Here is a 22,286-nt window from a genome sequence, read left to right on the forward strand (position 1 = left end):
CCGGAAGCCGCCTCAGGCGCCGTCGAGGGCCCTCAGCCAATCGGGCAGACCCTGATCTTGGGCGACGGCGCTCAAGGCCCGCATGGCGGCGGCCGCGCCAACCTCCCGCGCTTCGCCGGGGCTTAGGCCAAACCGCGCCTTGAAGGCCCTGGCGAAACTGGACCAAGCCGAAAAGCCGTGAGTTTCGGCCACGTGGCTGAGCGGCAGATGAGCGAAGGCCGGATCGGTCAGCACGTCGAACGCTCGGCGCAAGCGACGTCCCTGGATGTGCTCACGGACCCCGCCGAGGGGCGCGAACAGCCGATAGAGCGAGGCTCGCGATAATCCGAACCGCCGGCACAGCGTTTCTGGACCAAGCCTCGGATCGTCTAGATTGGCGTCGATGAACCGCCGGATCTGCGTGATCCGCGACTCCGATATCGCCAACCGGGCCGCTTGGCGATCCGACGCCGGCAAGGCCAGGCCCGACAGAAGGTCTATGGTCGCTCGCCCGACGGCGGGCGCGTCCTGCATCGAAATCGCCCCGGCCATGTTCCACAGCGTCTCGACATGCCCCTTCAACAGCCGCGCCGCCGGCGTATCATGACGCAGCACCAGCCCGTGCAAGTCGTCGAGGTCGCGATCACGAGCGGCTAGGGCCTCGCGAGGGATGGCAAGACTGAAGTTGCCGCAGAACTGCGTTTCGGACTGGAACGGCCGTGTCAGATCCAGCAGGCAAATGTCACCGACCTTTGTCTCAATATCGCCGCGATGGGCCTGCCGACGATCGGCTCCTTGGGCGATGATCTGCACCAGGATGAGGTCCAGGCCCGTGGCCGCTATCTTGCGATGGTCCCGCCCGTAACTGTAGGTCCCGCCGCTCATCTTGGCGTAGCCGAGCAGCATGGGCCCGACATTGATGCTGCTGATCCAGAGGTCGGGACCTGCATCGTCCACATCCCTCAGACGCGTATCGAAAACCGGGGAGATCGCCTCGGCATAGTCGGCGACGCCGCGCCGACCCGGCGAAAAACGCGTGCCGGCATGGTGCCGAGGAAGCGACAAGGAAAGCGACATATGACGCTCGAACAAGGTACGGCGCGCAAACATTGCCGCGACGCCTTAAGCTCCCATGCCCTCGGACCTTGTCCTTGTCGAGAGCTTACAACTATTCGGCGGCGTGCGGCCCTTTAGAAACTAGGACTGGCTTTTGTCCCACGCGCCGGAACAACGCCGTCAACGCTTCGAACAGTCCCTTTTGGGACGCACGATGATAGAGTGAGTCTGGCGCCAGCGCTTGGGCTAGCCGCGCATGGGCCTTGCCTAGATTGTGGTAGGGCAGCTTGGGCAGCAGGTGATGCAGGGCGTGGTAACGCAAGCCGACCGGCGCCCAGAGCTCGGACGCCAGGTTCGGCGGCGGGACATTGACCGAGTCCAGGAACTGTTCGTCCAGGCTCATATTGTCACCGTCGTTGTCCCAGTGGTGCGCGACGAGAGTCCGGGCCTGGTTGACAAAGGTCGCGACGGAGAAGATCGCCAAACCGGTCAAGACGAAGCGGAGAGGCAGCCAGCCGGTGACGGTGGCGGCGATCAGCGCCCAGGACCAAAGCCAGCAAGCGATGTCCTGCGTCAACCATTCAGGCCGCATCTTCGTCATGTCCTCACGCACGAAGTCGGGATTGATGACTAGTGCGGACATTCGCTGTTTGAGGACGCGGCGCAGTGGCGGAACAACGAAGGATAGGGGCGTAAGGATCGCCGAACGGATCAGCACGCCGATCGGGGCCAGCAAGGCGACGAACAGGAAGCCGGCCAGCGACAGTGGCGTGTAGCGCGACAGCGGCAGGTATTCCGGGTCAAGCGCGGTGCCGAACCGGTCCTTGACGTGATGGACGTTGTGCACGCCCTCGTACATCAGCGACGGCGTCATCAGCGGCACGCCGACCAGAACGTTCCAACCGACGCGGAAGCCGGGGGCCTCGTCGTCGCGAATATGGGTCAGCTCGTGGATGAAGCTAAGCGCGCGATAGAGCGCCAGAACGCTGACCAGACCGGCGGCGACACCGACCGCCAGACTCGATGTGGTCGCCGCCAGCAGGAAGCCGCTCCACATCAACGCCGCCGAGATCAGCAGGTCGATCCAGTAGACGGTCGCGTTGGGTCTCATCAGATCGTCAGTCAGGGCGTAGGCCTGACGCGTCAGGCTGACGCTATCGCTCGCTGTCTTGGCCACTTCACCCTCGCACGGCTCGAAGGTGACGAATTGGCGACGACAGCGGCGAAAAGCAACCGCTTCGTGCTCGTAAGGGCCCGAAGGGTTCAGGCCTGGCGAGCCTGGCTAGCGGGTCAGCGGACGTAGGACGATCTCGACGCGCCGGTTTTCGGCGCGACCCGCTGCGGTCGCGTTGTCGGCGATCGGCTGACGCTCGCCCATCCCCGCAACGAAGACCCGATCAGGCAGTACGCGCCCTTGATTGGTCAGGTAGCCGGCGACGGCGCTGGCGCGCCGTTCCGACAGGACCTGATTGTAATCATCCGGCCCGCTGGAATCGGCATGGCCGACCACGTCGATCGTCGTCTGGGTATAGGCGTTCAAGGTCCGCGCCACGTCGTCCAGAACCCTCACGAAGCGCGGCTGGATGTCAGAGCGGTCGACGTCGAAGGTGACATCGCTGGGCATGACCAGCACGATCTGGTCGCCGTTACGCCGGATCATCACGCCAGAGCCCTCTAGGCTGCGGCGGAAGTCGGCCTGCTGGCGATCCATATAGTTGCCGACCGCGCCGCCGGCCAAGGCTCCGATCCCTGCGCCGATCAGCGCGTTCTTGCGGCCTTGCTCGCCCTTGTTGGTGTTGGTCAGGTAGCCGAGCAGGGCGCCGGCGCCCGCGCCGGCCAGAACGCCCGTTCCGGTGTTGTTGCGGACCGGCATGCCGGTATAGGGATCGGTGGTCGTGCAGGCCGCCAGGGCGCCCGCGCCCACCAACACGGCGGCCAGAGCAAACTTGCGCGTCATCGCAACCCTCGTTGGTTTGTTGTAGATCAAGGTCCGACGGGCAAACGCCCGACTTATGGTCAAGTTCCCCTATTGCGCCGACAGCGAGACGAACGCCCTTCGCGTCGATCGCTGCGCGGTGTAGTAATAAGGAACTTACTCATTCAGAAGCTCGCAGATCCAAGGCTCGTCGACGTGTCCAACTCCGCCATCGCTCCGGTTTCCTTCTCGCTCTACGCGAAGGACTTCACGCGCTTCTCCCAGGAGCTGGGCGCGTCCTTCGAACGCTACGGCTTCGCCGTGCTGTCGGACTATGACCTGGATCAAGCGCGTATCGACGCCGCCGTCGACGCCGCCAAGGCCTTCTTCGCCCTGCCTGTCGACACCAAGAAGCAATACGCCGGCGTCAAGGGCGGCGCGCGGGGCTACATCCCCTTCGGCGTCGAGACCGCCAAAGGCGCCGACCACTACGACCTGAAGGAATTCTGGCACATGGGCCGCGACCTGCCGCCCGGCCACCGCTTCCGCGCGCACATGGCAGACAACGTCTGGCCGGCCGAAATCCCGGCGTTCAAACATAGCGTCAGCTGGCTCTACAACGCTCTGGACGGCATGGGCGGCAAGGTGCTGGAGGCGATCGCCAACTACCTGAAGCTAAACCGCGACTTCTTCGCGCCGACCGTCAAGGACGGCAACAGCGTGCTGCGCCTGCTGCACTATCCGCCGATCCCGGTGGACGCGACCGGGGTGCGCGCCGGCGCCCACGGCGACATCAACACCATCACCCTGCTACTCGGCGCCGAAGAAGGCGGGCTGGAGGTGCTGGATCGCGACGGCCAATGGCTGCCGATCAACCCGCCGCCCGGCTGCCTGGTGATCAACATCGGCGACATGCTCGAGCGCCTGACCAACCACGTCCTGCCTTCGACGGTGCACCGCGTGGTCAACCCGCCGCCGGAGCGCCGCGGTTTCGCGCGCTATTCGACGCCGTTCTTCCTGCACTTCGCGTCGGACTACGAGATCAAGACCCTGCCCAGCTGCGTCACGGCGGAGAACCCGGACCGCTATCCGGAGTCGATCACCGCCGACGAATTCCTTCAGCAACGCCTGCGCGAGATCAAGCTGGCCTAAGGCGCCTTGTCAGAGAGAAAGACCGACAAGGGCGGCGGCCATGGGTCGCCGCCCTTATCTATTTCGCGATCCGAAGCGACGAGATCTCCTGAGCGATAGACTTGAAGGCGGTCTTCAGCTCCGAGCCGGTCGCCGGAAAATAGACGTGCTGGGCGTCGGTGGCGCAGTACTTCAGCATGCTCGTGGCGTTGGCGTCCCCGCCGACATCGAAGCCCACGGTGAAGATGGTCAGATCCAGCGCCGGGTCCTTCATGGCGTCGCACAGCTTGCGGGTCTGGCTGAACGCATCGCCGTTCGTCGCTGTGCAATTGATATGGTCGCTGGCCGATCCGCTGCCCGAGCCGGCGTCCTTGGCGATCACGCCCTTGCAGTAGGGCGTGTTGAAGGCGCCATCAGTCATCAGCACCACCACCTTCACCAGATCCTTGGTTTTGTAAGGCGCTGGACGCTGGGTGGCGCTGGGCCAGAGATAACCGAAATTCGGCGAGATCATGTACCAGCCCCAGGCGAAGCCAATCTGGCCCGCCGTGGAGCCGCCGATCGAGAGAGCGCTGATCTGGGTCTTCAGCGCGGTGCGGTCGCTCGACAAGGGCGTGATGGTGGCGCTTGGACAGGGGTTCGAGTTCGGATTCGGATAGTTGCGCCCCACAGGCGCGATGCTCGGCGCCATGTCGGTATAGGCGTAGGTCCCGGTTCGCTCCGTCACACAGGTGCTGAGCTTGCGCGTGACCGTCGTAAAGTTCGCGCTGGTGAAGGTGAAGTTCAGGCACCCCGGATTGGTGCTGGTGTCGCAGGCCGCCACGCCGCCAGACACGTAGCTCGGCGCATTGGCGGTGTTGGCGTTGATCGTGAAGCTGTTCGCGGACGCGGCCGTCACGCTGTAGGTGTTGCCGTTCAGCATGGTCGGGCCAGACACGCCGCTGATCGTCACCTTGTCCCCGACAATGAAGCCGTGAGCGGCCGAAGCCACGACCGCAGGGTTTGCCCTGCTCACGTCCGTGATGGCCCGCGCGGTGACGGCGCCGCGAACCGCATCGGCATAGCTCCCGACATTGACCCCAACCGCATAGGGCACGATGGCGACCTTCGAGTAGAACGGCGACTGCTGATCCTTGACCACGATGTCCACAAGGTCGGCGGCGCCGGTCTTCAGGTCGGTGATGCGCGAGCCACTCATCGAGCCGGTGATGTCGAGCACCACGGCGACCTCGAGGTTCTTGGATGAGCGCACCACGTCGGAATTGGCCGTGAGAGTGAAGTCAGACTGCGTCCATAGATGGGCGATGATCGGCTTTACCGTCGCCGATGCGGTCCCCACGATGTGGTTGCCTGTTCCCGCCTTGAATGTGGCGTTCGAGGCCGAAAGCCCCAGGTCCAGCTCCGCGATCTCGGCCAGGAAGGCCGGGTCGCCGACGGCCTCCAGTTCAACGTCCGTCACCGCCGTGGACCGCGCCGCCATCAAGGTTGCGGCGTCCAGGGCGTCCTGCATCTGGTGTCGTTGCAGGCTGATGCGGCCAAGGTCGATCAGGGCGAAGACCAGGATCGACATCGGAATGGCCAGCAGCGCGAACTGTATGGCGATCGCGCCCCGGTCATCACGCCCGAGACGGCGGAAAAGGCGGGTGAGGCGCGACATCCAGCAATCCAACCAATGCTCATCCACCTTGAGCGGCCCCTAGTGAACAAGCCGGTAACCCCTTGGGTAAACAACCGGCCCTTCGACTCTGACGCCCGCTGCGGCTAAACAGCGCCCATGCCGTTCACCGCCACCGTCCTGACCATGTTCCCCGAGGCCTTTCCGGGCCCGCTCGGCGTCTCGATGATCGGGACCGCCTGGAAGGAACAGGACCTTTGGCGTCTGGAAACACTGGACATTCGCGCCTTTTCCAAGGATAAGCGCGGCTTCCTCGACGACACCCCTGCGGGTGGCGGCGCGGGAGCCGTGCTCAAAGCGGACGTCATCGCCTCGGCGCTCGATAGCGTGGAGCTCGATGGACGACCGCTTTTGTACATGAGCGCCCGGGGCAGGCCCCTGAACCAGGCGCGCGTAAGGGAGTGGTCCAAGGCGCCCGGTATCGTGGTGCTGTGCGGCCGCTTCGAAGGGGTGGATCAGCGGGTGCTCGACGCCCGAGGGTTCGAGGAGGTCTCGGTCGGAGACGCCGTGCTCGCCGGTGGCGAAGCGGCGGCGATGGTCGTGATCGAGGCGTGCGTTCGACTTGCCCCGGGGGTTCTGGGGAATATCGAGAGCACGCTGGAAGAAAGCTTCGAGGACGGCCTCCTCGAGCATCCGCAGTACACGCGACCGCGGACGTTCGAAGGGCTCGACATCCCCGAGGTGCTGCTGTCGGGCGATCACAAGCGGATCGACCAATGGCGCAAGAGTATGCGTGAAGAAACGACCCGCGAGCGGCGCCCGGATCTCTGGGAGGCCCACCTCGCCAATCAACAGGCAAAAGGCGACCCGAAAACGGGTAAGCCCAAGGAGAAATGATCATGGCGATCAACATCATCGCTCAGCTTGAGCAAGAAGAATCGGCCCGTCTGCTGGCCGCCCGCGCGATCCCGGAATTCCGTCCCGGCGACACCCTGCGCGTCAACGTGAAGATCAAGGAAGGCGAGCGCGAGCGCGTTCAGGCCTACGAAGGCGTCTGCATCGCCCGCGCCGGCACGGGCGTCCACGAGAGCTTCACGGTCCGTAAGATCTCGTTCGGTGAAGGCGTGGAGCGTCTGTTCCCGCTGCTGTCGCCGAGCATCGAAAGCATCGAAGTCAAGCGTCGCGGCGTCGTCCGTCGCGCCAAGCTGTACTACCTGCGCGACCGTCGCGGTAAGTCGGCCCGTATCGCCGAGCGCGCCGGTGGCCCGAAGGCCGCCGCGACCGAAGAGTAATCTTCGTCGTCATCGCGAAAGATCGAGGCCCTGGCGGAAACGCCGGGGCCTTTTCTTTGGCCCAACGCGGCGACCGAGTTTGCGTGCGTTCGCACAAAGATTGACAAATCGACGTTCCGTGAGATCATCTTTTCACCCCCGGCGCTTTGTCGCCCGGGCTTCCAGACCGTCTCCTTTCTAGTGGACGGCCCTCTTCGGGCGGAGCCCATCGGCCCCCGAAGGCTGAAAACGATGCGAGGGCGCGCCGACAGGTCGAAAGACGGGCGCGCCCTTTGCGTTTTCTCGTCGCTCAGCGGCCACGGGGCGCAAGAATTTGTCGCATCAGCGGGGCGCCACTGGATTTTGACGCATGATCCGCCCTATATCCCCGCCATGTCCGGTAAAACCCTTTACGACAAGATCTGGGACGCCCACGTCGTCAGCGAAGCAGGCGGCGAAGCGATCCTCTATATCGACCTGCACCTCATCCATGAGGTCACCACGCCGCAAGCCTTCGCGGGCCTTCGCGCGGCCGGCCGCAAAGTACGCCGGCCCGATCGCACCCTGGCCGTGGCCGACCACAACATCCCGACCGAAGGCCAATCGCTGGGCGTCGACGCGGTGAAGGACGAGGAAGCGCGCCTGCAGCTCAAGACGCTGGCTCGCAACGTCGCTGACAACGGCATCGAATTCTTCCCGATGGGCGACATCCGTAACGGCATCGTCCATGTGGTGGGTCCCGAACAAGGCCGCACCCAGCCGGGCATGACCATCGTCTGCGGCGACAGCCACACCTCGACCCACGGTGCGTTCGGCGCCCTGGCCCACGGCATCGGCACCTCCGAAGTCGAGCACGTCCTGGCCACCCAGACCCTGCGCCAGAAGAAGGCCAAGAACCTGCTGGTCCGCGTCGACGGCCAGCTGGCGCCTGGCGTGACTGGCAAGGACGTGGCCCTGGCCGTGATCGGCGAGATCGGCACGGCCGGTGGCACCGGCTATGTCATCGAGTTCGCCGGCGAAGCCATTCGGGGCCTCTCGATGGAGGGTCGCATGACCCTCTGTAACCTGACCATCGAGGGCGGCGCCAAGGCCGGCCTGGTGGCGCCGGACGAGAAGACCTTCGCCTACATCCAGGGCAAGCCGGCGGCGCCGAAGGGCGCGGCCTGGGACATGGCGCTTAGCCACTGGAAGACCTTCTTCACCGACGACGACGCCGTCTTTGACCGCACCGTCGTCATCGACGGCTCGGCCCTGGTTCCGATGGTGACCTGGGGCACGTCCCCTGAGGACGTCATTCCGGTCACCGGCAATGTGCCCGACCCGGAAAGCTTCGCCACGCCCGACAAGCGCGCCGCCGCCCACCGCGCCCTCGACTATATGGGCCTGACCGCCGGCCAGCCGATCACCGAGGCCAGGATCGACCGCGTCTTCATCGGCTCGTGCACCAACAGCCGCATCGAAGACATGCGCGCCGCCGCCGCCGTGGTTCAGGAAGCCTTCCTGCACGGGCGCCTCGTGGCGCCGCACGTCAAGGCGATGGTGGTGCCCGGCTCGGGCCTGGTGAAGGAGCAGGCGGAAGCCGAAGGGTTGGACGCCATCTTCAAGGCCGCCGGCTTTGACTGGCGCGAGCCCGGCTGCTCGATGTGCCTGGCCATGAACCCCGACAAGCTGCAACCGGGCGAGCGCTGCGCCTCGACCAGCAACCGCAACTTCGAGGGCCGCCAAGGCCGCGCCGGCCGCACACACCTGGTCTCGCCCGCCATGGCGGCGGCGGCGGCGATCGCCGGCCATCTCGTCGATGTGCGGACGCTGCTCTCGGAGACCGCCCCATGAAAGCCTTCATCCGCCTCGATGGCCGCGCGGCTCCGCTGGAGCTGGCCAATATCGACACCGACCAGATCATTCCGAAGCAGTTCCTGAAGACCGTGGAGCGCGAAGGCCTGGCCAAGGGCCTGTTCTACGACTTCCGTTTCGACGCCGATGGGAACGAGATCGCCGACTTCGTGCTCAACAAGCCCGAGTACAAGGGCGCCAGCGTCCTGATCGCCGGCGACAATTTCGGCTGCGGCAGCTCGCGCGAGCACGCGCCCTGGGCCCTGATGGACTACGGGATCATGTGCGTGATCTCCACCAGCTTCGCCGACATCTTCAACAACAACTGCTTCAACAACGGCTTACTGCCGGTGGTCGTGAAGTCGGAGGAGCTGGCCGTCCTGATGGACGAGGCCAAGGGCGGAAACCACATGGTCAGCGTCGACCTGGAAGCCCAGACCGTGATCTCGCCGTCAGGCAAGACCTTCACCTTCCAGATCGACCCGGTCCGCAAGGAGAAGATGCTCAAGGGCCTCGACGCGATTGGCGAGACGATGCAGCACGCGACCGACATCGACGTCTTTGAAAACAAGCGCGCCATCAGCCAGCCCTGGCTGGAGGCGTAGCCGTAAAAACTGTCATCCCGGTCAAGCGCGAAGCAAGTAGAACCGGGACCGCCGGAAGCGCCAGCGCTCTTGCGGTCCCGGCTCTTCGCTGCGCTACGGCCGGGATGACAACCTAGACCGGGCTTCCCAATGACCCTGATCCTCGCCGGCACGATCCGCATCGCTCCCGAGCGCCTGGCCGAGCTGCGTTCGCACCTCCGCGCCCAAGTCGAGGGCACGCGGGCCGAGCCGGGTTGTCTGGACTACGCCCTGACCGAGGACCCGCTCGACCCCGGCCTGATCCGCGTATACGAGCATTTCGAAAGCGAGGCGGCCTTGGAATTCCATCGCGCCACGCCGCACATGGCCGCCTGGCGCGCCGCGTGCGCCGAACTGGGCGTGCACGGCCGCGACCTCCAGTCTTTCGACGTTTCCGCCTACCGCCAAATCTAAGTCAGAGATCTAAGAGAGAAGCTTCATGTCCACCCTGCTGCTCCTGCCCGGCGACGGCATCGGCCCGGAAGTTTGCGCCGAAGTCCGCCGCGTGGCCGCTGCCCTCACCCCGGACCTGAAGGTCGAGGAAGCGCCCTATGGCGGCATGAGCTACGACGCCTATGGCGCGCCGCTTCTGGATGAGGTGCGTGACCAAGCCATCGCCAGCGACGCCGTTCTGATGGGCGCCGTCGGCGGCCCGCAATGGGCCGACGCCCCGCGCCATCTGCGCCCAGAGGCCGGGCTGCTGAACCTGCGCAAGGCCATGAACGTCTACGCCAACCTGCGCCCCGCCTACTGCTTCGAAGCCCTGGCCGGCGCCTCAAGTCTGAAACCGGAACTGGTCTCGGGCCTGGACATCATGTTCGTCCGCGAACTGGTCGGCGGCGTCTACTTCGGCCAGCCGCGCGGCATCGAGACCCTGCCAGATGGTCAGAGAAAGGGCTTCGACACGGCCGTCTACACGACTAGCGAGATTGAGCGCGTCGGTCGCGTGGCCTTCGAGCTAGCCCGGGGCCGCACCAACAAGGTCCACTCGGCTGAGAAGTCGAACGTCATGGAGTCGGGCCTGCTGTGGAAGCAGGTCATCACCGAACTGCACGCCCGCGAATATCCGGATGTCCAGCTGGAGCACATACTGGCCGACAACTGCGCCATGCAGTTGGTCCGCGCGCCCAAGCAGTTCGACGTGATCGTCACCGACAACCTGTTCGGTGACATTCTGTCGGACGCCGCCGCCATGCTGACCGGCTCGCTCGGCATGCTGCCCTCGGCCGCTATCGGCGATCCGAACAAGCCAGGCCTCTACGAGCCGATCCACGGCTCGGCGCCCGACATCGCCGGCAAGGGCGTGGCCAACCCGCTCGCGGCCATCCTGTCGTTCGAGATGGCGCTGCGCTGGTCGCTGAAGCAGGTCGAAGCCGCCGACGCCCTGCTCGCGGCGGTCAAGAAGACCTTGGACCAAGGGGCCAAGACCCGCGATCTGGGCGGGGCCCTGACCACCGCCCAGATGGGTGACGCTGTCATCGCCAATCTGTAGCCGCTGAGCTCTTGGGAAAGGCCGCGCTCGCGGCCCTTCTCAAAGCGTGTCCGCGCCCAACCGTGGCGTCAGCGCAACGTCATTACGGCGTTGCCTTCCCGCAGCCCCCGCGCATGGGCTTCGTGACGGTGTCGGCGGAGTTTTTGAGCATTTTCCGACAAGTGTGAAACGGTTATCGGATCGAAAAATGCTCTAAACTTTTGAAATAGAGCTTTTTTATCCGATCTGATTGGATCAATCAGATCGGAGAGGGCTCTAGCCGAGCACGCCCCGCCAAAGCAAAAGGCCCGGCGATAGACCGCCGGGCCTTTCTTTGTTCCCGACGGAGAAGTCTTACCTGGCCTCGGTGGCCTCGATCGCTTCCTCGATGGCGCGCTTGAAGTCCAGCGGCTGGGCAATCGGGCCGAACGGCGAGGCCGAGACGCCGGTGCCACGCACGATGATCTTGCCGTAGTTCAGGATGCGGCCTAGCACGCCCTGGTTGACGATTATCGTGTCGACCTTGTTCAGGCGCTGCTCGATCGTGGTCCGGTTGATGAATCCGAACTTCGCGATCAGTCGCTTGTTGGTCACGGCGAAATCAGAGTTCAGCTGGTACATCAGAGCGCCGATGAACCAGAATAAAGTAAGCGGAAACAGCAAGCCAAAGCTGATTATCGTCCAGAAAGCTGGCCAGATATATATTCCCCAGTGAACCTTGGCGTCGAACAAGATTTTCTCATCGCCAGTAATAACTTGGTCAATATAACGCGCCATTCGCACACCCCCAAAATAAAATAGCCCGCTTCACTCTGAGTAGGGCACGGTCCGGTGTCAACCCGAGATACAGGCTTCGTCGAGCACGCCCGCCTGGATTGAAGCACCCCCGTTCCCGCGTAGAGAAAAGGCCCGGCGGTTTCCCGCCGGGCCTTTCCTGTTTCAGCGCTCCGAAGACTTTAGTCCTTGGCGCGTTCCTGATAGCTGTTGTCTTCCGTTAGGATGATCACCTTGGTGCCGACGGTGATGTACGGCGGGACGGTAGTCTTGACGCCGTTGCTGAGCACGGCCGGCTTATACGACGAGGACGCGGTCTGGCCCTTCACCGACGGCTCGGTGTCGACGATTTCCAGAACCACGGTGCGCGGCAGCTCGATGGCGATCGGCACGTCGTTGTGGGTCGACAGCTGAACCGTCATGTTCTCCTGCAGGTAGGGCGCGGCGTCGCCAATCACGTCTTCGGTCGCCACGAGTTGGTCGTAGGTCTCCGGGTTCATGAAGTGGAAGCCCTCGCCGTCCTGGTACAGGAAGGTGTGGTTACGCTGGTCGACGAAGGCGCGCTCGACCTGCTCGGTCGTGCGATAGCGCTCCGAAACCTTCACGCCGTCCGAGATGCGGCGCATGTTCAGCTGGGTCACCGGCGTGCCCTTGCCGGGGTGGATGTTGTCGACCGTCAAGACGACATAGAGCTTGCCGTCCATGTCGACGACGGAGCCTTTGCGGAGCGAGCTGGCTGCGACCTTCACGTAGTTACGTTCCTTGGTGGAAAGCGCGCGCGAGGCCGCGGGCGCGTTCGTGCTATTGATCCGTGAGCGCCCTCCTATAGCGAAAGGGCCGAAATCTCCAGTCTCTTCGGTTTTGAGCCCTTGCAGCACCCTTCCTCGACCTGGTGGCGCTCCGACGTCCACCAAGACCGCCGCCCCTTCCTGCTGGCCCGCAATCGGATCACCAAGGCCGTTAGGGCCTGGTTCGAGCGCCAAGGCTTCGAGGAGGTCGAGACGGCCGCCCTGCAGGTCTCACCGGGCGCCGAGGCGCATCTGCACGCCTTCGCCACCGAAGCCTTGAGCGCGGCTGGCGAGACTACGCCCCTTTACCTGCACACCTCGCCCGAGTTCGCCTGCAAGAAGCTGCTCGCGGCGGGCGAGGAGAAGATCTTCAGCCTCGGCAAGGTTTGGCGCAACCGCGAGCGCGGACCGCTGCACCACCCCGAGTTCACGATGCTGGAATGGTATCGCGCCGGAGCGGCCTATGAGACTTTGATGGACGACTGCGCCGCGCTGCTGACGCTGGCCGCGGAAACAGCGGGGACAAAGAGCTTCGGTTTTCGAGGTATGGCGTGCGATCCGTTCGCTCCGCCCGAGCGGCTGTCAGTGGCCGAGGCTTTTGAGCGCCATGCCGGCGTCGACCTTCTCTCTAGCGTGGCGTCGGACGGGGCGACAGACCGGAACGCTATAGCCGCCGCAGCCAGCGCGGCCAGCGTTCGCGTCGCCGAAGACGATACGTGGGCCGACATCTTCAGCCGGATCATCGTCGAGAAAGTCGAGCCACGCCTGGGCGCAGGCCGCCCGACGATCCTTTGCGAATACCCCATACCCGAAGCCGCCCTGGCGCGCCCCAAGGCCGCTGACCCGCGCGTGGCCGAGCGCTTCGAGCTCTATGCCTGCGGCGTCGAGCTGGCCAACGCCTTCGGCGAACTGACCGATCCGGTCGAGCAGCGCCGTCGGTTCGTCATGGAAATGGATGAAAAGGCCAGGATCTACGGAGAGCGCCATCCGCTGGACGAAGACTTTCTCGCCGCCCTCGCCCATATGCCCGAGGCCTCTGGATCGGCCCTGGGATTCGACCGCTTGGTCCTTCTAGCGACCGGCGCCCGGCGTATCGAAGATGTGCTGTGGACCCCCGTCGTGGGCTGAATAACGCGAAAAACTTTCGCGCCCCTCTTGAGTTTGACGGGTTTCCTCCCAAAGTCCTAGTTGCGGGCCGGGCCCCTCTGACGTCTCGACGCTTGCGTCGGCCGTGATGTCGGACCGCATCGAGTGCGCTCGATGCTGGGTCCTGGAGGCAGCTTCCCACCCCCAAGCCCCTTCGCCCCGGCATCGGCGCGCTCCCCAACAGAGGAGTGCAAACAGATGCCCTTGATGAACGCTCAGCAGCTCCGCGCGGAAATCGCGCGCCTGGCCATAGCCATGCGCGAGGAAAGCGCGCGGCCCAATCCGGACAAGGCCAAAATCCAAATCTGGAGCCTACGACGGCAGAGCCTCCAGGAGCGGCTCTGGACGATCGAGCTGAACGCCGCCACCGCCCGATGGGCTTGAGGCGACCTCAAAGCCCGTGGACAACGACAAAGACGAGGAAACGACCATGAACACCGCCCCGCGCAAGGCGCTTGCGCCCACCGACGTCTGGACGCCTCGCCAATTGGAACAGCTCGACGCCGTGGTCGCGGCCTGCGCCCTGATCGCCCATGCCGACGGCGAGGTTTCCACCGAGGAGCGCGGCCGGATGCTAGATCGGATTCGCGGACAGTCCGGGCTGATCCCGTTCGGCGTGGATGATGTCCTTGAGGCGTTCGAGGCCCTGGACGCTCGTTTCGAGACCCGACCCGATGAAGCCCGCGCCGAAGCGGAAATGACCATCCGGCAGATCAAGGGCCGCGCCGAAGCCATCGAGGTCGCCGCCGCCGCCGTGGCGGTTTCGATCGCCGATGGCGGGCTTGAGGCGAACGAGCGGCAGGTCATTCTCGACATCTGCGCCTGGCTCGGCGTGCCAGCAGAGCGCTTCGACCTGGCGCACTGAGCCCTTAGGCGTCCGCGACGCTTGACCCGGCAGAGCCTTGCGCGCCCTCCTTCCGGTCTGATCCGACCGAAAGGAACCCCATGGCTCGGTTGAAGGCCCACGTCGAACGACACGCAGTATCGCGGATCGGATGGCTGCGCGCCGCCGTTCTGGGCGCAAATGACGGCATTGTCTCCACCGCCGCGCTGGTGGTCGGCGTCGCGGCGGCGGAGACTTCGCGCGGTGCGATCTTGTTGGCCGCCGGCGCCGGTCTTGTGGCCGGCGCGATGTCCATGGCGGCCGGTGAGTACGTCTCCGTCAGTTCGCAGGCCGACAGCGAAGCCGCCGATCTTACGCGCGAGCGGCAGGAACTGGCGACCCGCCCCGAAGAAGAGCTGGACGAGATGACCGCGATCTATGTCGCGCGTGGCCTGACGCCGGACCTCGCCCGACAGGTTGCTGTCCAGCTAAACGCTGGCGATGCACTGGCCGCCCATGCGCGCGACGAACTTGGTATTTCAGAGCACCTGACCGCGCGTCCGGTTCAGGCGGCCCTGACCTCGGCGGCCACCTTCGCCTTGGGCGCGGCCATGCCGCTAATCGTTACCGTGATCGCGCCCCAGGGGACGATGATCCCCGTGGTGACGATCGCCACGTTGGCGGCTCTGGGAGTCCTGGGCTGGCTCGGAGCCTGGGCCGGCGGCGCTCCGCCGCTGAAGTCCGTGATCCGCGTGACGTTCTGGGGCGCTCTGGCTCTGGCGGCCACGGCCCTGATCGGCAAGGTCTTCGGCGCGGTCGTCTAGGCTAGACCGGCAATGGCCGCGGCTTGCGGTGCTCGTCGATGGCCACGAAGGTGAAAACGCCTTCGGTCACCTTGTGCGCCTGTTCGCCGTCGCGCCGGCGGCGCCAAGCCTCAACCGCCACCTTGATCGAGGTGCGGCCGGTATGGACGACCTTGGCGAACAGGCTGACCTCGTCGCCGACAAAAACGGGGCTGATGAAGGTCATGCCGTCGATGGCGATGGTCGCGCAGCGGCCCGCCGCGCGGTGGAAGGCGATCGAGGCGGCCGCGAGGTCCATCTGGGACAGCAGCCAGCCGCCGAAGATATCGCCCTCGGGATTGGTGTCGGACGGCATGGCGATGGCGCGCAGCACCGGCGCCTCGTGCGGCCACTCGGCCTTTTCCCAGGCCTTGGCGAGGGTCTCGGCCCGCTGGTCCGTCGGAACGCTGTCGTTCACGGCTTAGTGGCCGCCAGCGCCTTCGTAGACGCCAGGCGCCTGCAGCTCGCTCTCGTCGCCCTCGCCCGTCGCGGCGACGAAGCGGCGGTCGCAGTAGGGGCAGTCAACAAAGCCGGCCGCGCCCATCTCCAGCCAGACGCGCGGATGACCCAAGGCGCCGCCGACGCCCTCGCAGGCGATGCGGTGCGAGCGGACGGTAATCGTCTCCGGCGCGGGACCGGCGATCGCCGCCGGGTCCATGGCGGTCGGAACGGTCGCGTTGGCGGTCGGGGTCTTGGCCTTGGCCATCTTCGGAGTCCTCGAATTCGGATCGCAGCCTTGGCGTTACCGCGAACGAGGCATACCTATGCGACGCCGAAAGGCGCCGTCAATCGACGCGCACCGCCTGAGGCCCTTCTGGCGGCGTTTCCGCCCTCGCCGTTTGCAATCTGGACGATCCATGGACCTGCCCGCCTACGCCATCGAAGCTGAAGGCCTCTACAAGACCTACGCCGCCACCAAGACCTCGCCGGAGAAGAGGGCCCTCAATGGCGTCGACCTGAAGGTCCCCCGGGGCTCGATCTTCGGTCTCCTGGGTCCAAACGGCGCCGGCAAGTCGACCTTCATCAATATTCTGGCCGGTCTGGTCCGCAAGAGCTCTGGAACGGTTCGGATTTGGGACCGCGACATCGACCAGCGACCGCGCGACGCCCGTGCGGCCATTGGCGTGGTGCCCCAGGAACTGGCGGCGGACGTCTTCTTTACCCCGCGCGAGTCCCTGGAAGTTCAGGCTGGGTTCTACGGCGTGCCCAAGCGCGAGCGTCGCACCGACGAGTTGCTCAACGCGCTTGGACTGGGCGACAAGGCCAACGCCTATGTGCGGCAACTTTCCGGAGGCATGAAGCGCCGCCTGATGGTCGCCAAGGCCATGGTCCACCAGCCGCCCGTACTTATCCTCGATGAACCCACCGCTGGCGTCGACGTCGAGCTGCGGCGCCAGCTCTGGCAGTACGTGACCGGCCTCAACGAGCTGGGCGTCACCATCGTCCTGACCACCCACTATCTGGAAGAAGCACAAGAGCTGTGCGACCAGATCGCGATCATCAATCGCGGCGAGGTGGTGGCCTGCGAGCCGACCGGGACGCTGCTGCGCCGCATGGACAGCCGCAACGTCGTGGTGACGCCAGAGCAGCCGGTGACTGCGGCGCCGGTCCTGGTGGGCTTCGAGACCAAGCTGCGCGCGGGCGGCGCCTTCGCGGTCAGCTACCGCACCGGCCAGTCCAGCGTCGAGCAGGTGCTCGCGGCGGTACGAGCCAGTGGCTTGCTGATCAAGGATATCGCCACCGAAGACCCCGACCTTGAGGACGTCTTCGTCGCCCTCACCTATGGCGATCCAAACGCGGCCGATCCGACCAAAGACTAGTCAGCGCGCATTCAACGGGACCGAAGGCGGCGAACGCGCTTGCCAGTCCCGCCACGCCACGCCAGCTTCGCCACGATTTGCGTTAGAGGGCGGCGGCGATGCGTCTGGTGGGGTTTTTGGTGACGCCGCTGAAAGATACCCTCGCCGCGCCTTGCCTGCGGCGCCGCGCGCGCTGGTCCCCCGAAATCGGCGTGCACGGGGATCGGTACGAGATAGTTACGCCTAACATGGCGACCATCGGGGGCGCGGCGAAATGATCGAGCGTATGTTCAAACTGTCGGCGCAGGGGACCTCGGTGCGCACCGAGATGCTGGCGGGCTTCACCACCTTCCTGACCATGGCCTACATCGTGATCGTCAATCCGACGATCCTCGGCCAGGCGGGCATGCCCGTCGCCGCCGTCGCCGCCGCGACCTGCCTGGCCGCTGGCTTCGGCAGCATCATGATGGGGCTCATCGCCAATTATCCGATCGCGCTCGCGCCGGGCATGGGCCTCAACGCCTATTTTACCTTCACCGTGGTCAAGGGCATGGGCCTGCCGTGGGAAACGGCGCTGGGCTGCGTGTTCCTGTCCGGCGTCGCCTTCCTGGTGCTGACGGTAGCCGGCATCCGGCAACTGATCGTCGGTGCCATCCCTCGGCCGCTATTTTCCGCCGTCGCTGCGGGGTCGGACTGTTCATCGCCTTCATCGGCCTCAAGGAAGCGGGGATCATCGTGGCCGATCCGGCCACCACCGTGGCGATGGGCGACCTGACCAAGCCCAACGCCGCTCTCGCGATCCTGGGCCTTCTCGTGATGGGCGCGCTTATGGTCTGGCGGGTGAAAGGCGCGATTCTGATCGGCATCCTGGTCGCCGCCGTCGCGGCGTGGTCGCTGGGCCTGGCGAAGATCGCTCCTGGCGACTACGGGCTGGCCGCCCTCACGGCGACGGCTTTCAAGCTCGATGTTCCCGCCGCGCTCCACCTGAACGGCGGCATGGGGATGGCCCTGGCCGAGGTCATCTTTGTCTTCCTGTTCGTCGACCTGTTCGACAATGTCGGCACCCTTGTCGCCGTGACGAAAAAGGCAGGCCTTGTCCAACCGGACGGAACGATACCGCGCCTCAATCGGATCCTGACGGCGGACTCGATCGCGACAATTGGTGGTTCGCTGGCCGGCACCTCGACGGTGGTGAGCTATATCGAGAGCGCCTCGGGCGTCGCCGCCGGCGGTCGCACGGGCCTGACGGCGATCGTGGTCGGCGTCCTGTTCCTCGTCACCCTGTTCTTCGCTCCTTGGGTTCAGGCGATCCCGGCCGCGGCCACGGCGCCGGCCCTGATCATTGTCGGCTCGATGATGATCGGCGCGCTGGTCGACGTAGACTGGGAAGATCCGGGCGTGGCGATTCCGGCGTTCCTGACGGTGATCGCCATCCCGTTGACCTTCTCGATCGCCAATGGCCTAGCCTTTGGGATCACCGCCTATGCCGGACTCAAGCTAGCGCGGGGCCAGGCTCGCAAAGGCGACTGGCTGCTATTCGTGCTGGCGGCCCTCTTCGTCGCCCGCTTTATCTACATGGGGGCGGCGTAAGCCGCTCCCCGCAAGACCGTTTGCGCCGAGCCCACCTTTCGGCTAAGACCCGCTTCCCGCAAGGGATGCACCCGTAGCTCAGCTGGATAGAGCGTTGCCCTCCGAAGGCAAAGGTCACACGTTCGAATCGTGTCGGGTGCGCCAGCGGCTTCTCTGAAAATTCTGATGATCGTAACGCCTCTGAGGCGCGGACATCCGCCCGCGAGCGCCATGGCTCACGGACGGAATCCCCCACCTGCGGCTGAGGGGCGGGGCGGCAGTGATTAACCGCCGTCCTCAGCCACCGGTACGGCTTGCGTATTGCCTATATCCTTCAGGACGGCGGACAAGCCTGAAGGACCGTCGCCGAGGCGGGTGGCGATCATGTCCCTCTAGCTGGACACTAGCAGGGGGCACGGGCGGGGCCGACGGCGCGGTGTCTCATTTTGTTTACATGGCGTCTCAATCTCGCGAAGCAGCGTTCAGCGAACCGACACGAAAAAGGCGTGGCGGTCGCCCGCCACGCCCCATTTTCAACGTCGCTCAGCAAAGATCAGAAGAAGCGCTCACCGATACGGATGGTGTCGCCCGGCGCCACGACGATCGACGGCGTCAGTTCGCTCTTGTTTTCCGTCGTCTCGCCGTTGTGCTTGATCCAGACGTTTTTCTTGTCGGCGCGGTAGGTGAAACCGCCAGCAGTCGCCACCGCGTTGAGGACCGTCAGGCCCGAGGTATACGGATAGGTGCCAGGCTTCTCGACTTCGCCCAGGATGTAGAACGGCCGGAAGGTCAGGACCTCGGCGCTGACACGCGGATCCTTCAAATAGCCATCGCTGAGCGCCCGTTGAACGGCCTGCTGGAATTGGCCAACGGTCATGCCGCCCGCCTTGATTTCGCCGATCAGCGGCAATGACATCAGGCCGCTGCCGGTCACGAAGAACTCGCCGGAAAGCGAAGGCTCCCCATAAACCGTGACCCGGACCTTATCCGCAGGCCCGAGCAGGTAATCCATGGACTGCGCTGGCGCGACGCCGGGCGCGCTTGGAGAAACGACCTGGGCATGTGCGATGCCGGTCATGGCGCCGAACGTCATGAACACCGCCAGCGCCAACATGGAGAGGGCGCGAGAGAGTTTCGGAACACCGATCATTGCGAAGCTTCTCACCTTGAGACTTACAAGACGTAGAGATTGGAATTGCACATTGCACGTGACCGCCTGATGAACAAGGCGAAGCCTCAGGTCGGGCGCGCTTTACTGAACTGGATGATCTGAGGCGCACCGCCGTCAAGTCTTACAGACGTGAGCACGCCAGTCGCATAGGCGCCAGTATCGACGTTGATCCGTCCGCGTCCGATGAAAACCTCCTCCACCGGCGTATGGCCATGCACGATCGTGGCGTCCAGGCCGTGAGGGTTGTCCAGGAATTCATTGCGGATCCAAAGCAGATCGGCGGGGACCTGGCGCTCCAAGGGCAGGCCTGGGCGCACGCCGGCATGGACAAAGACGTGATCGCCGTAAACGACCATCAGCTCAAGCTGGCGAAGAAAAGCCTCGTGCGACGGCGGAAACGCCTCCCGGAACGCCAGACGGGTCTGCTCCCAGACCTCGGGCTCCGCCCGCCCCACGGGTCGCTGCACGCCGTAAGAGGCCATGGTCTCGCCGCCGCCGTATTCCACCCAAGATGGGCCGGCCATCGGGTCGTCCAAGAAGTGCAGCAACGTCTCCTCGTGGTTACCCATGAGGGCCCGCAATTCGAAACGCCCTTCGGCCGATTGTTGACGCAAATCGATCAATCGGTCGATCACGGCCGCCGAATGCGGCCCCCTGTCAATGTAATCGCCCAGCATGATCAAGACCGGTCGATCGTCGCGGCCCAGCGCGCGGAAATCCGCCGTCATACGCTCGACCAGACCGTCCAGAAGATCGAGCCGACCATGCACGTCCCCCACGGCATAGAGCAGCCGTCCATCAGTGGACGCGGCGCGCTGAAGGGACTGCTTTGGTCGAAAAAGAGACTTGAACATCGAGCTCGCCAGGTCGGCGACAGGCGCCGTGAGGATCGTCCAATTTTGCCTCAGGCGGACGCCAAGTTCAACGGCGCGCGAGCCGGTTAACCCTGAATTTAGCAAACCAGTTCGCAATGAATTTACCTAATATATATGGGCTCGGTTAGAATTAATATCAAGATTACCATTATATTACATCTCTATTATACCATCTAAATTCAGCTCAAATTTGCGCCCGGAATGAATATTGACCCCACGAACACAGCGGGGTCAGCATGTTCAACACGCGCAACATTGTTATCGGACTACTAAGCGCTTCGGCTCTCTCGGCTGGGGTCAATGCTCATGCCGGTTCAATGCCCTTCATGCCGCGCGGCGGGGGCGTCGGTGCGCCCATGGGTTTCGCAGAGCTTTGCCGGCGCGATGTCGCGACCTGCGGCCTGCCGTCCAGCCAGCTGGCGTTAATGGGTCTTGCCCCGCCGTCGAAGCCCGCGCCGACTTCGTCGGTCGGCGTGAACGCGCCTCACCCGTTCCAGGACGAGCAGGCAACATCCCCGAGCGCCGAGCAGCGTCCCCCCATGGCTGAAGTGCCGGGCGCTGCGACGCCTGTTGCTCTGATAGAACCTACGACCAGGGATCAGGACGCCAGCGTGGTCGAAACCGAGAATGCTTCCATTTCAGCCATTCTGGCCTGGATGGGGCGCGGCGAGCGGGAACAACTGAAGGTTCTCAACCAGATCAACCAAGCAGTTAACCGCGAGGTCAAGAAGGCAAGCGACCTGGATCTCTATGGCCAGCCCGAGTATTGGTCGTTGCCGCGTCAGATCAATGGCAAGCTTTACGGCGACTGCGAGGATTACGCCCTTGAGAAGCGCCGCCAACTGGTGGCCGCTGGCGTGCCTGCAAGCGCTCTGTCTCTGGCGGTGGCGGTCACCGCACGCGGCGAGAGCCACGCAGTTCTGATGGTTTCCCTGAAGAGCGGCGATTGGGTTCTAGATAACCTCACGCCTTGGGCGACTCCGTGGGAAGACCTCAACTACCGTTGGGTTCAACGCCAGGTCCCCGGCACGGCGCTATGGACGAGCTTAGCCTAGACACCGCGCGGACACAGCGCCTCAAGAAGCCCCGGATCAGGATCCGGGGCTTTTCTCATTTCCATCTCACGCAGTCCGCGAAAAGACAGGAACATCTGGAAAGCAGAACGCCCGCCCCGACAAGCGGAGCGGGCGTTGATGCTATAAGATTGCCCTTCAGGCCAAACGACTGTTGGACACTAGAAGAGTTGCGACACGCCCAGCGCCAAAAGACCCCATAGGCCGATCGACGCCAGCGCCGCAAAACCCAGGCCCGTCAGTGGCGCCAAGCGACGATCGTGTGCCGGCAAAGGCATGTCCACCGGGGAGAAAGAGATTTCGGCGTCGACCATCGACTACAACTCCTGCTTGTCGAAGGTGTACCGTGACGACTGTAATAGGCCGTGAAAAATCAGGGTTTATCTCGATTAAACATATTCGCCGGACGCAAAGACGCCTTGTGGATTGTGGGCGCGACAACTGGCGGTGACATGGACCCTGCAATCGGCGAGATCTCGTTGGGCAATGTCGGCCTCACCCCAGTCGCCACAGCTACATGGCGGCGACTTGC

General features: G+C 64.5%; 24 protein-coding genes, 1 tRNA gene and 1 pseudogene. 15 read left to right on the plus strand and 11 right to left on the minus strand.

Annotated elements, in window-relative coordinates; translation table 11 throughout:
- Window positions 1–12: 12 nt before the first annotated feature.
- The 3 genes from CSW59_RS11515 to CSW59_RS11525 all read right to left on the minus strand — a co-directional run bounded on the left by CSW59_RS11515 (window position 13) and on the right by CSW59_RS11525 (window position 2,992).
- On the minus strand, window positions 13–1,056 hold the full coding sequence (locus tag CSW59_RS11515) for a helix-turn-helix domain-containing protein (protein WP_161495050.1): 1,044 nt from the start codon (window positions 1,054–1,056) through the stop codon (window positions 13–15).
- 91 nt (window positions 1,057–1,147) lie between these two features.
- Window positions 1,148–2,212, minus strand: a complete 1,065-nt coding sequence (locus tag CSW59_RS11520; protein WP_099444167.1) for a fatty acid desaturase — start codon at window positions 2,210–2,212, stop codon at window positions 1,148–1,150.
- A 105-nt stretch (window positions 2,213–2,317) separates the two neighbouring features.
- Window positions 2,318–2,992, minus strand: a complete 675-nt coding sequence (locus tag CSW59_RS11525; RefSeq protein ID WP_099444168.1) for an OmpA family protein — start codon at window positions 2,990–2,992, stop codon at window positions 2,318–2,320.
- A 174-nt stretch (window positions 2,993–3,166) separates the two neighbouring features.
- On the opposite strand from CSW59_RS11525, the gene CSW59_RS11530 reads away from it, so the two are divergent.
- Window positions 3,167–4,102, plus strand: coding sequence for an isopenicillin N synthase family oxygenase (locus tag CSW59_RS11530; RefSeq protein WP_099444169.1), 936 nt, complete (start codon window positions 3,167–3,169; stop codon window positions 4,100–4,102).
- A gap of 58 nt (window positions 4,103–4,160) precedes the next feature.
- Here the strand turns inward: CSW59_RS11530 and CSW59_RS11535 are convergent, their stop codons facing one another.
- Window positions 4,161–5,738 carry a ubiquitin-activating E1 FCCH domain-containing protein gene (locus tag CSW59_RS11535; protein WP_099444170.1) on the minus strand — a complete coding sequence of 526 codons (1,578 nt, stop codon included), beginning with the start codon at window positions 5,736–5,738 and terminating at the stop codon, window positions 4,161–4,163.
- A gap of 117 nt (window positions 5,739–5,855) precedes the next feature.
- Here CSW59_RS11535 and trmD point away from each other — a divergent pair, with 117 nt between their 5' ends.
- The 6 genes from trmD to leuB all read left to right on the plus strand — a co-directional run bounded on the left by trmD (window position 5,856) and on the right by leuB (window position 10,915).
- On the plus strand, window positions 5,856–6,593 hold the full coding sequence (gene trmD, locus CSW59_RS11540; protein WP_099444171.1) for a tRNA (guanosine(37)-N1)-methyltransferase TrmD: 738 nt from the start codon (window positions 5,856–5,858) through the stop codon (window positions 6,591–6,593).
- Between the two features lie 2 nt (window positions 6,594–6,595).
- Window positions 6,596–6,988 carry a 50S ribosomal protein L19 gene (gene rplS, locus CSW59_RS11545; RefSeq protein ID WP_099444172.1) on the plus strand — a complete coding sequence of 131 codons (393 nt, stop codon included), beginning with the start codon at window positions 6,596–6,598 and terminating at the stop codon, window positions 6,986–6,988.
- Window positions 6,989–7,360: 372 nt separating this feature from the next.
- Window positions 7,361–8,800: a 3-isopropylmalate dehydratase large subunit gene (leuC, locus tag CSW59_RS11550; RefSeq protein WP_099444569.1), complete on the plus strand. Its 1,440-nt coding sequence runs from the start codon at window positions 7,361–7,363 to the stop codon at window positions 8,798–8,800.
- Window positions 8,797–9,405, plus strand: a complete 609-nt coding sequence (gene leuD / locus CSW59_RS11555; protein ID WP_099444173.1) for a 3-isopropylmalate dehydratase small subunit — start codon at window positions 8,797–8,799, stop codon at window positions 9,403–9,405. The genes leuC and leuD overlap by 4 nt, the downstream gene beginning before the upstream one ends.
- A gap of 129 nt (window positions 9,406–9,534) precedes the next feature.
- Entirely contained in the window at window positions 9,535–9,837 is a 303-nt protein-coding gene (locus CSW59_RS11560) for a putative quinol monooxygenase (protein WP_099444174.1), read from the plus strand.
- A gap of 25 nt (window positions 9,838–9,862) precedes the next feature.
- Window positions 9,863–10,915: a 3-isopropylmalate dehydrogenase gene (gene leuB / locus CSW59_RS11565; protein WP_099444175.1), complete on the plus strand. Its 1,053-nt coding sequence runs from the start codon at window positions 9,863–9,865 to the stop codon at window positions 10,913–10,915.
- 333 nt (window positions 10,916–11,248) lie between these two features.
- Here the strand turns inward: leuB and CSW59_RS20795 are convergent, their stop codons facing one another.
- Window positions 11,249–11,515, minus strand: coding sequence for a PH domain-containing protein (locus CSW59_RS20795; RefSeq protein ID WP_161495051.1), 267 nt, complete (start codon window positions 11,513–11,515; stop codon window positions 11,249–11,251).
- Window positions 11,516–11,850: 335 nt separating this feature from the next.
- Complete coding sequence (gene efp, locus CSW59_RS11575) at window positions 11,851–12,417, minus strand: elongation factor P (protein ID WP_099444177.1); 567 nt, start codon at window positions 12,415–12,417, stop codon at window positions 11,851–11,853.
- A gap of 120 nt (window positions 12,418–12,537) precedes the next feature.
- On the opposite strand from efp, the gene epmA reads away from it, so the two are divergent.
- The 4 genes from epmA (at window position 12,538) to CSW59_RS11595 (ending at window position 15,249) form a co-directional block, all read left to right on the plus strand.
- Complete coding sequence (gene epmA, locus CSW59_RS11580; protein ID WP_099444178.1) at window positions 12,538–13,584, plus strand: EF-P lysine aminoacylase EpmA; 1,047 nt, start codon at window positions 12,538–12,540, stop codon at window positions 13,582–13,584.
- A 216-nt stretch (window positions 13,585–13,800) separates the two neighbouring features.
- On the plus strand, window positions 13,801–13,986 hold the full coding sequence (locus CSW59_RS11585) for a hypothetical protein (protein WP_099444179.1): 186 nt from the start codon (window positions 13,801–13,803) through the stop codon (window positions 13,984–13,986).
- 46 nt (window positions 13,987–14,032) lie between these two features.
- Window positions 14,033–14,467, plus strand: a complete 435-nt coding sequence (locus CSW59_RS11590; RefSeq protein ID WP_099444570.1) for a tellurite resistance TerB family protein — start codon at window positions 14,033–14,035, stop codon at window positions 14,465–14,467.
- 80 nt (window positions 14,468–14,547) lie between these two features.
- On the plus strand, window positions 14,548–15,249 hold the full coding sequence (locus CSW59_RS11595) for a VIT family protein (RefSeq protein WP_099444180.1): 702 nt from the start codon (window positions 14,548–14,550) through the stop codon (window positions 15,247–15,249).
- Between the two features lies 1 nt (window position 15,250).
- Here CSW59_RS11595 and CSW59_RS11600 read toward each other — a convergent pair whose 3' ends face one another.
- Window positions 15,251–15,685 carry an acyl-CoA thioesterase gene (locus CSW59_RS11600; RefSeq protein ID WP_013081035.1) on the minus strand — a complete coding sequence of 145 codons (435 nt, stop codon included), beginning with the start codon at window positions 15,683–15,685 and terminating at the stop codon, window positions 15,251–15,253.
- A gap of 3 nt (window positions 15,686–15,688) precedes the next feature.
- On the minus strand, window positions 15,689–15,973 hold the full coding sequence (locus tag CSW59_RS11605) for a zinc-finger domain-containing protein (RefSeq protein WP_099444181.1): 285 nt from the start codon (window positions 15,971–15,973) through the stop codon (window positions 15,689–15,691).
- A 151-nt stretch (window positions 15,974–16,124) separates the two neighbouring features.
- On the opposite strand from CSW59_RS11605, the gene CSW59_RS11610 reads away from it, so the two are divergent.
- The 3 genes and pseudogenes from CSW59_RS11610 to CSW59_RS11620 all read left to right on the plus strand — a co-directional run bounded on the left by CSW59_RS11610 (window position 16,125) and on the right by CSW59_RS11620 (window position 18,800).
- Window positions 16,125–17,087 (plus strand): ABC transporter ATP-binding protein, encoded by a 963-nt coding sequence (locus CSW59_RS11610; RefSeq protein ID WP_099444182.1) that lies wholly within the window; start codon window positions 16,125–16,127, stop codon window positions 17,085–17,087.
- 253 nt (window positions 17,088–17,340) lie between these two features.
- Window positions 17,341–18,656, plus strand: a pseudogene (locus tag CSW59_RS11615) (NCS2 family permease).
- Window positions 18,657–18,723: 67 nt separating this feature from the next.
- Window positions 18,724–18,800 (plus strand) — tRNA-Arg (locus CSW59_RS11620).
- 388 nt (window positions 18,801–19,188) lie between these two features.
- Here the strand turns inward: CSW59_RS11620 and CSW59_RS11625 are convergent.
- Together CSW59_RS11625 and CSW59_RS11630 are read right to left on the minus strand one after the other, a co-directional pair.
- Complete coding sequence (locus CSW59_RS11625) at window positions 19,189–19,785, minus strand: polysaccharide biosynthesis/export family protein (protein WP_099444183.1); 597 nt, start codon at window positions 19,783–19,785, stop codon at window positions 19,189–19,191.
- An 86-nt stretch (window positions 19,786–19,871) separates the two neighbouring features.
- Window positions 19,872–20,660, minus strand: a complete 789-nt coding sequence (locus CSW59_RS11630) for a metallophosphoesterase family protein (RefSeq protein ID WP_099444184.1) — start codon at window positions 20,658–20,660, stop codon at window positions 19,872–19,874.
- A 257-nt stretch (window positions 20,661–20,917) separates the two neighbouring features.
- On the opposite strand from CSW59_RS11630, the gene CSW59_RS11635 reads away from it, so the two are divergent.
- Window positions 20,918–21,736: a transglutaminase-like cysteine peptidase gene (locus tag CSW59_RS11635; RefSeq protein WP_099444185.1), complete on the plus strand. Its 819-nt coding sequence runs from the start codon at window positions 20,918–20,920 to the stop codon at window positions 21,734–21,736.
- Window positions 21,737–21,915: 179 nt separating this feature from the next.
- Here the strand turns inward: CSW59_RS11635 and CSW59_RS20955 are convergent, their stop codons facing one another.
- On the minus strand, window positions 21,916–22,068 hold the full coding sequence (locus tag CSW59_RS20955; protein WP_201722783.1) for a hypothetical protein: 153 nt from the start codon (window positions 22,066–22,068) through the stop codon (window positions 21,916–21,918).
- Window positions 22,069–22,286 lie beyond the last annotated feature (218 nt).

The sequence above is a fragment of the Caulobacter sp. BP25 genome (assembly GCF_002737755.1).
Lineage (GTDB): Bacteria > Pseudomonadota > Alphaproteobacteria > Caulobacterales > Caulobacteraceae > Caulobacter.

What these genes read in the sequence shown, in the direction of transcription:
- CSW59_RS11515 (WP_161495050.1), bottom strand. Translation starts at nt 1,056, where the DNA reads ATGTCGCTTTCCTTGTCGCTTCCTCGGCACCATGCCGGCACGCGTTTT.
- CSW59_RS11625 (WP_099444183.1), bottom strand. Translation starts at nt 19,785, where the DNA reads ATGATCGGTGTTCCGAAACTCTCTCGCGCCCTCTCCATGTTGGCGCTG.
- CSW59_RS11610 (WP_099444182.1), top strand. Translation starts at nt 16,125, where the DNA reads ATGGACCTGCCCGCCTACGCCATCGAAGCTGAAGGCCTCTACAAGACC.
- CSW59_RS11535 (WP_099444170.1), bottom strand. Translation starts at nt 5,738, where the DNA reads ATGTCGCGCCTCACCCGCCTTTTCCGCCGTCTCGGGCGTGATGACCGG.
- rplS (WP_099444172.1), top strand. Translation starts at nt 6,596, where the DNA reads ATGGCGATCAACATCATCGCTCAGCTTGAGCAAGAAGAATCGGCCCGT.
- CSW59_RS20795 (WP_161495051.1), bottom strand. Translation starts at nt 11,515, where the DNA reads ATGTACCAGCTGAACTCTGATTTCGCCGTGACCAACAAGCGACTGATC.
- CSW59_RS11630 (WP_099444184.1), bottom strand. Translation starts at nt 20,660, where the DNA reads ATGTTCAAGTCTCTTTTTCGACCAAAGCAGTCCCTTCAGCGCGCCGCG.
- leuD (WP_099444173.1), top strand. Translation starts at nt 8,797, where the DNA reads ATGAAAGCCTTCATCCGCCTCGATGGCCGCGCGGCTCCGCTGGAGCTG.
- trmD (WP_099444171.1), top strand. Translation starts at nt 5,856, where the DNA reads ATGCCGTTCACCGCCACCGTCCTGACCATGTTCCCCGAGGCCTTTCCG.
- CSW59_RS11605 (WP_099444181.1), bottom strand. Translation starts at nt 15,973, where the DNA reads ATGGCCAAGGCCAAGACCCCGACCGCCAACGCGACCGTTCCGACCGCC.
- leuC (WP_099444569.1), top strand. Translation starts at nt 7,361, where the DNA reads ATGTCCGGTAAAACCCTTTACGACAAGATCTGGGACGCCCACGTCGTC.
- CSW59_RS11595 (WP_099444180.1), top strand. Translation starts at nt 14,548, where the DNA reads ATGGCTCGGTTGAAGGCCCACGTCGAACGACACGCAGTATCGCGGATC.
- CSW59_RS11525 (WP_099444168.1), bottom strand. Translation starts at nt 2,992, where the DNA reads ATGACGCGCAAGTTTGCTCTGGCCGCCGTGTTGGTGGGCGCGGGCGCC.
- CSW59_RS20955 (WP_201722783.1), bottom strand. Translation starts at nt 22,068, where the DNA reads ATGGTCGACGCCGAAATCTCTTTCTCCCCGGTGGACATGCCTTTGCCG.
- leuB (WP_099444175.1), top strand. Translation starts at nt 9,863, where the DNA reads ATGTCCACCCTGCTGCTCCTGCCCGGCGACGGCATCGGCCCGGAAGTT.
- CSW59_RS11585 (WP_099444179.1), top strand. Translation starts at nt 13,801, where the DNA reads ATGCCCTTGATGAACGCTCAGCAGCTCCGCGCGGAAATCGCGCGCCTG.
- CSW59_RS11635 (WP_099444185.1), top strand. Translation starts at nt 20,918, where the DNA reads ATGTTCAACACGCGCAACATTGTTATCGGACTACTAAGCGCTTCGGCT.
- CSW59_RS11560 (WP_099444174.1), top strand. Translation starts at nt 9,535, where the DNA reads ATGACCCTGATCCTCGCCGGCACGATCCGCATCGCTCCCGAGCGCCTG.
- CSW59_RS11590 (WP_099444570.1), top strand. Translation starts at nt 14,033, where the DNA reads ATGAACACCGCCCCGCGCAAGGCGCTTGCGCCCACCGACGTCTGGACG.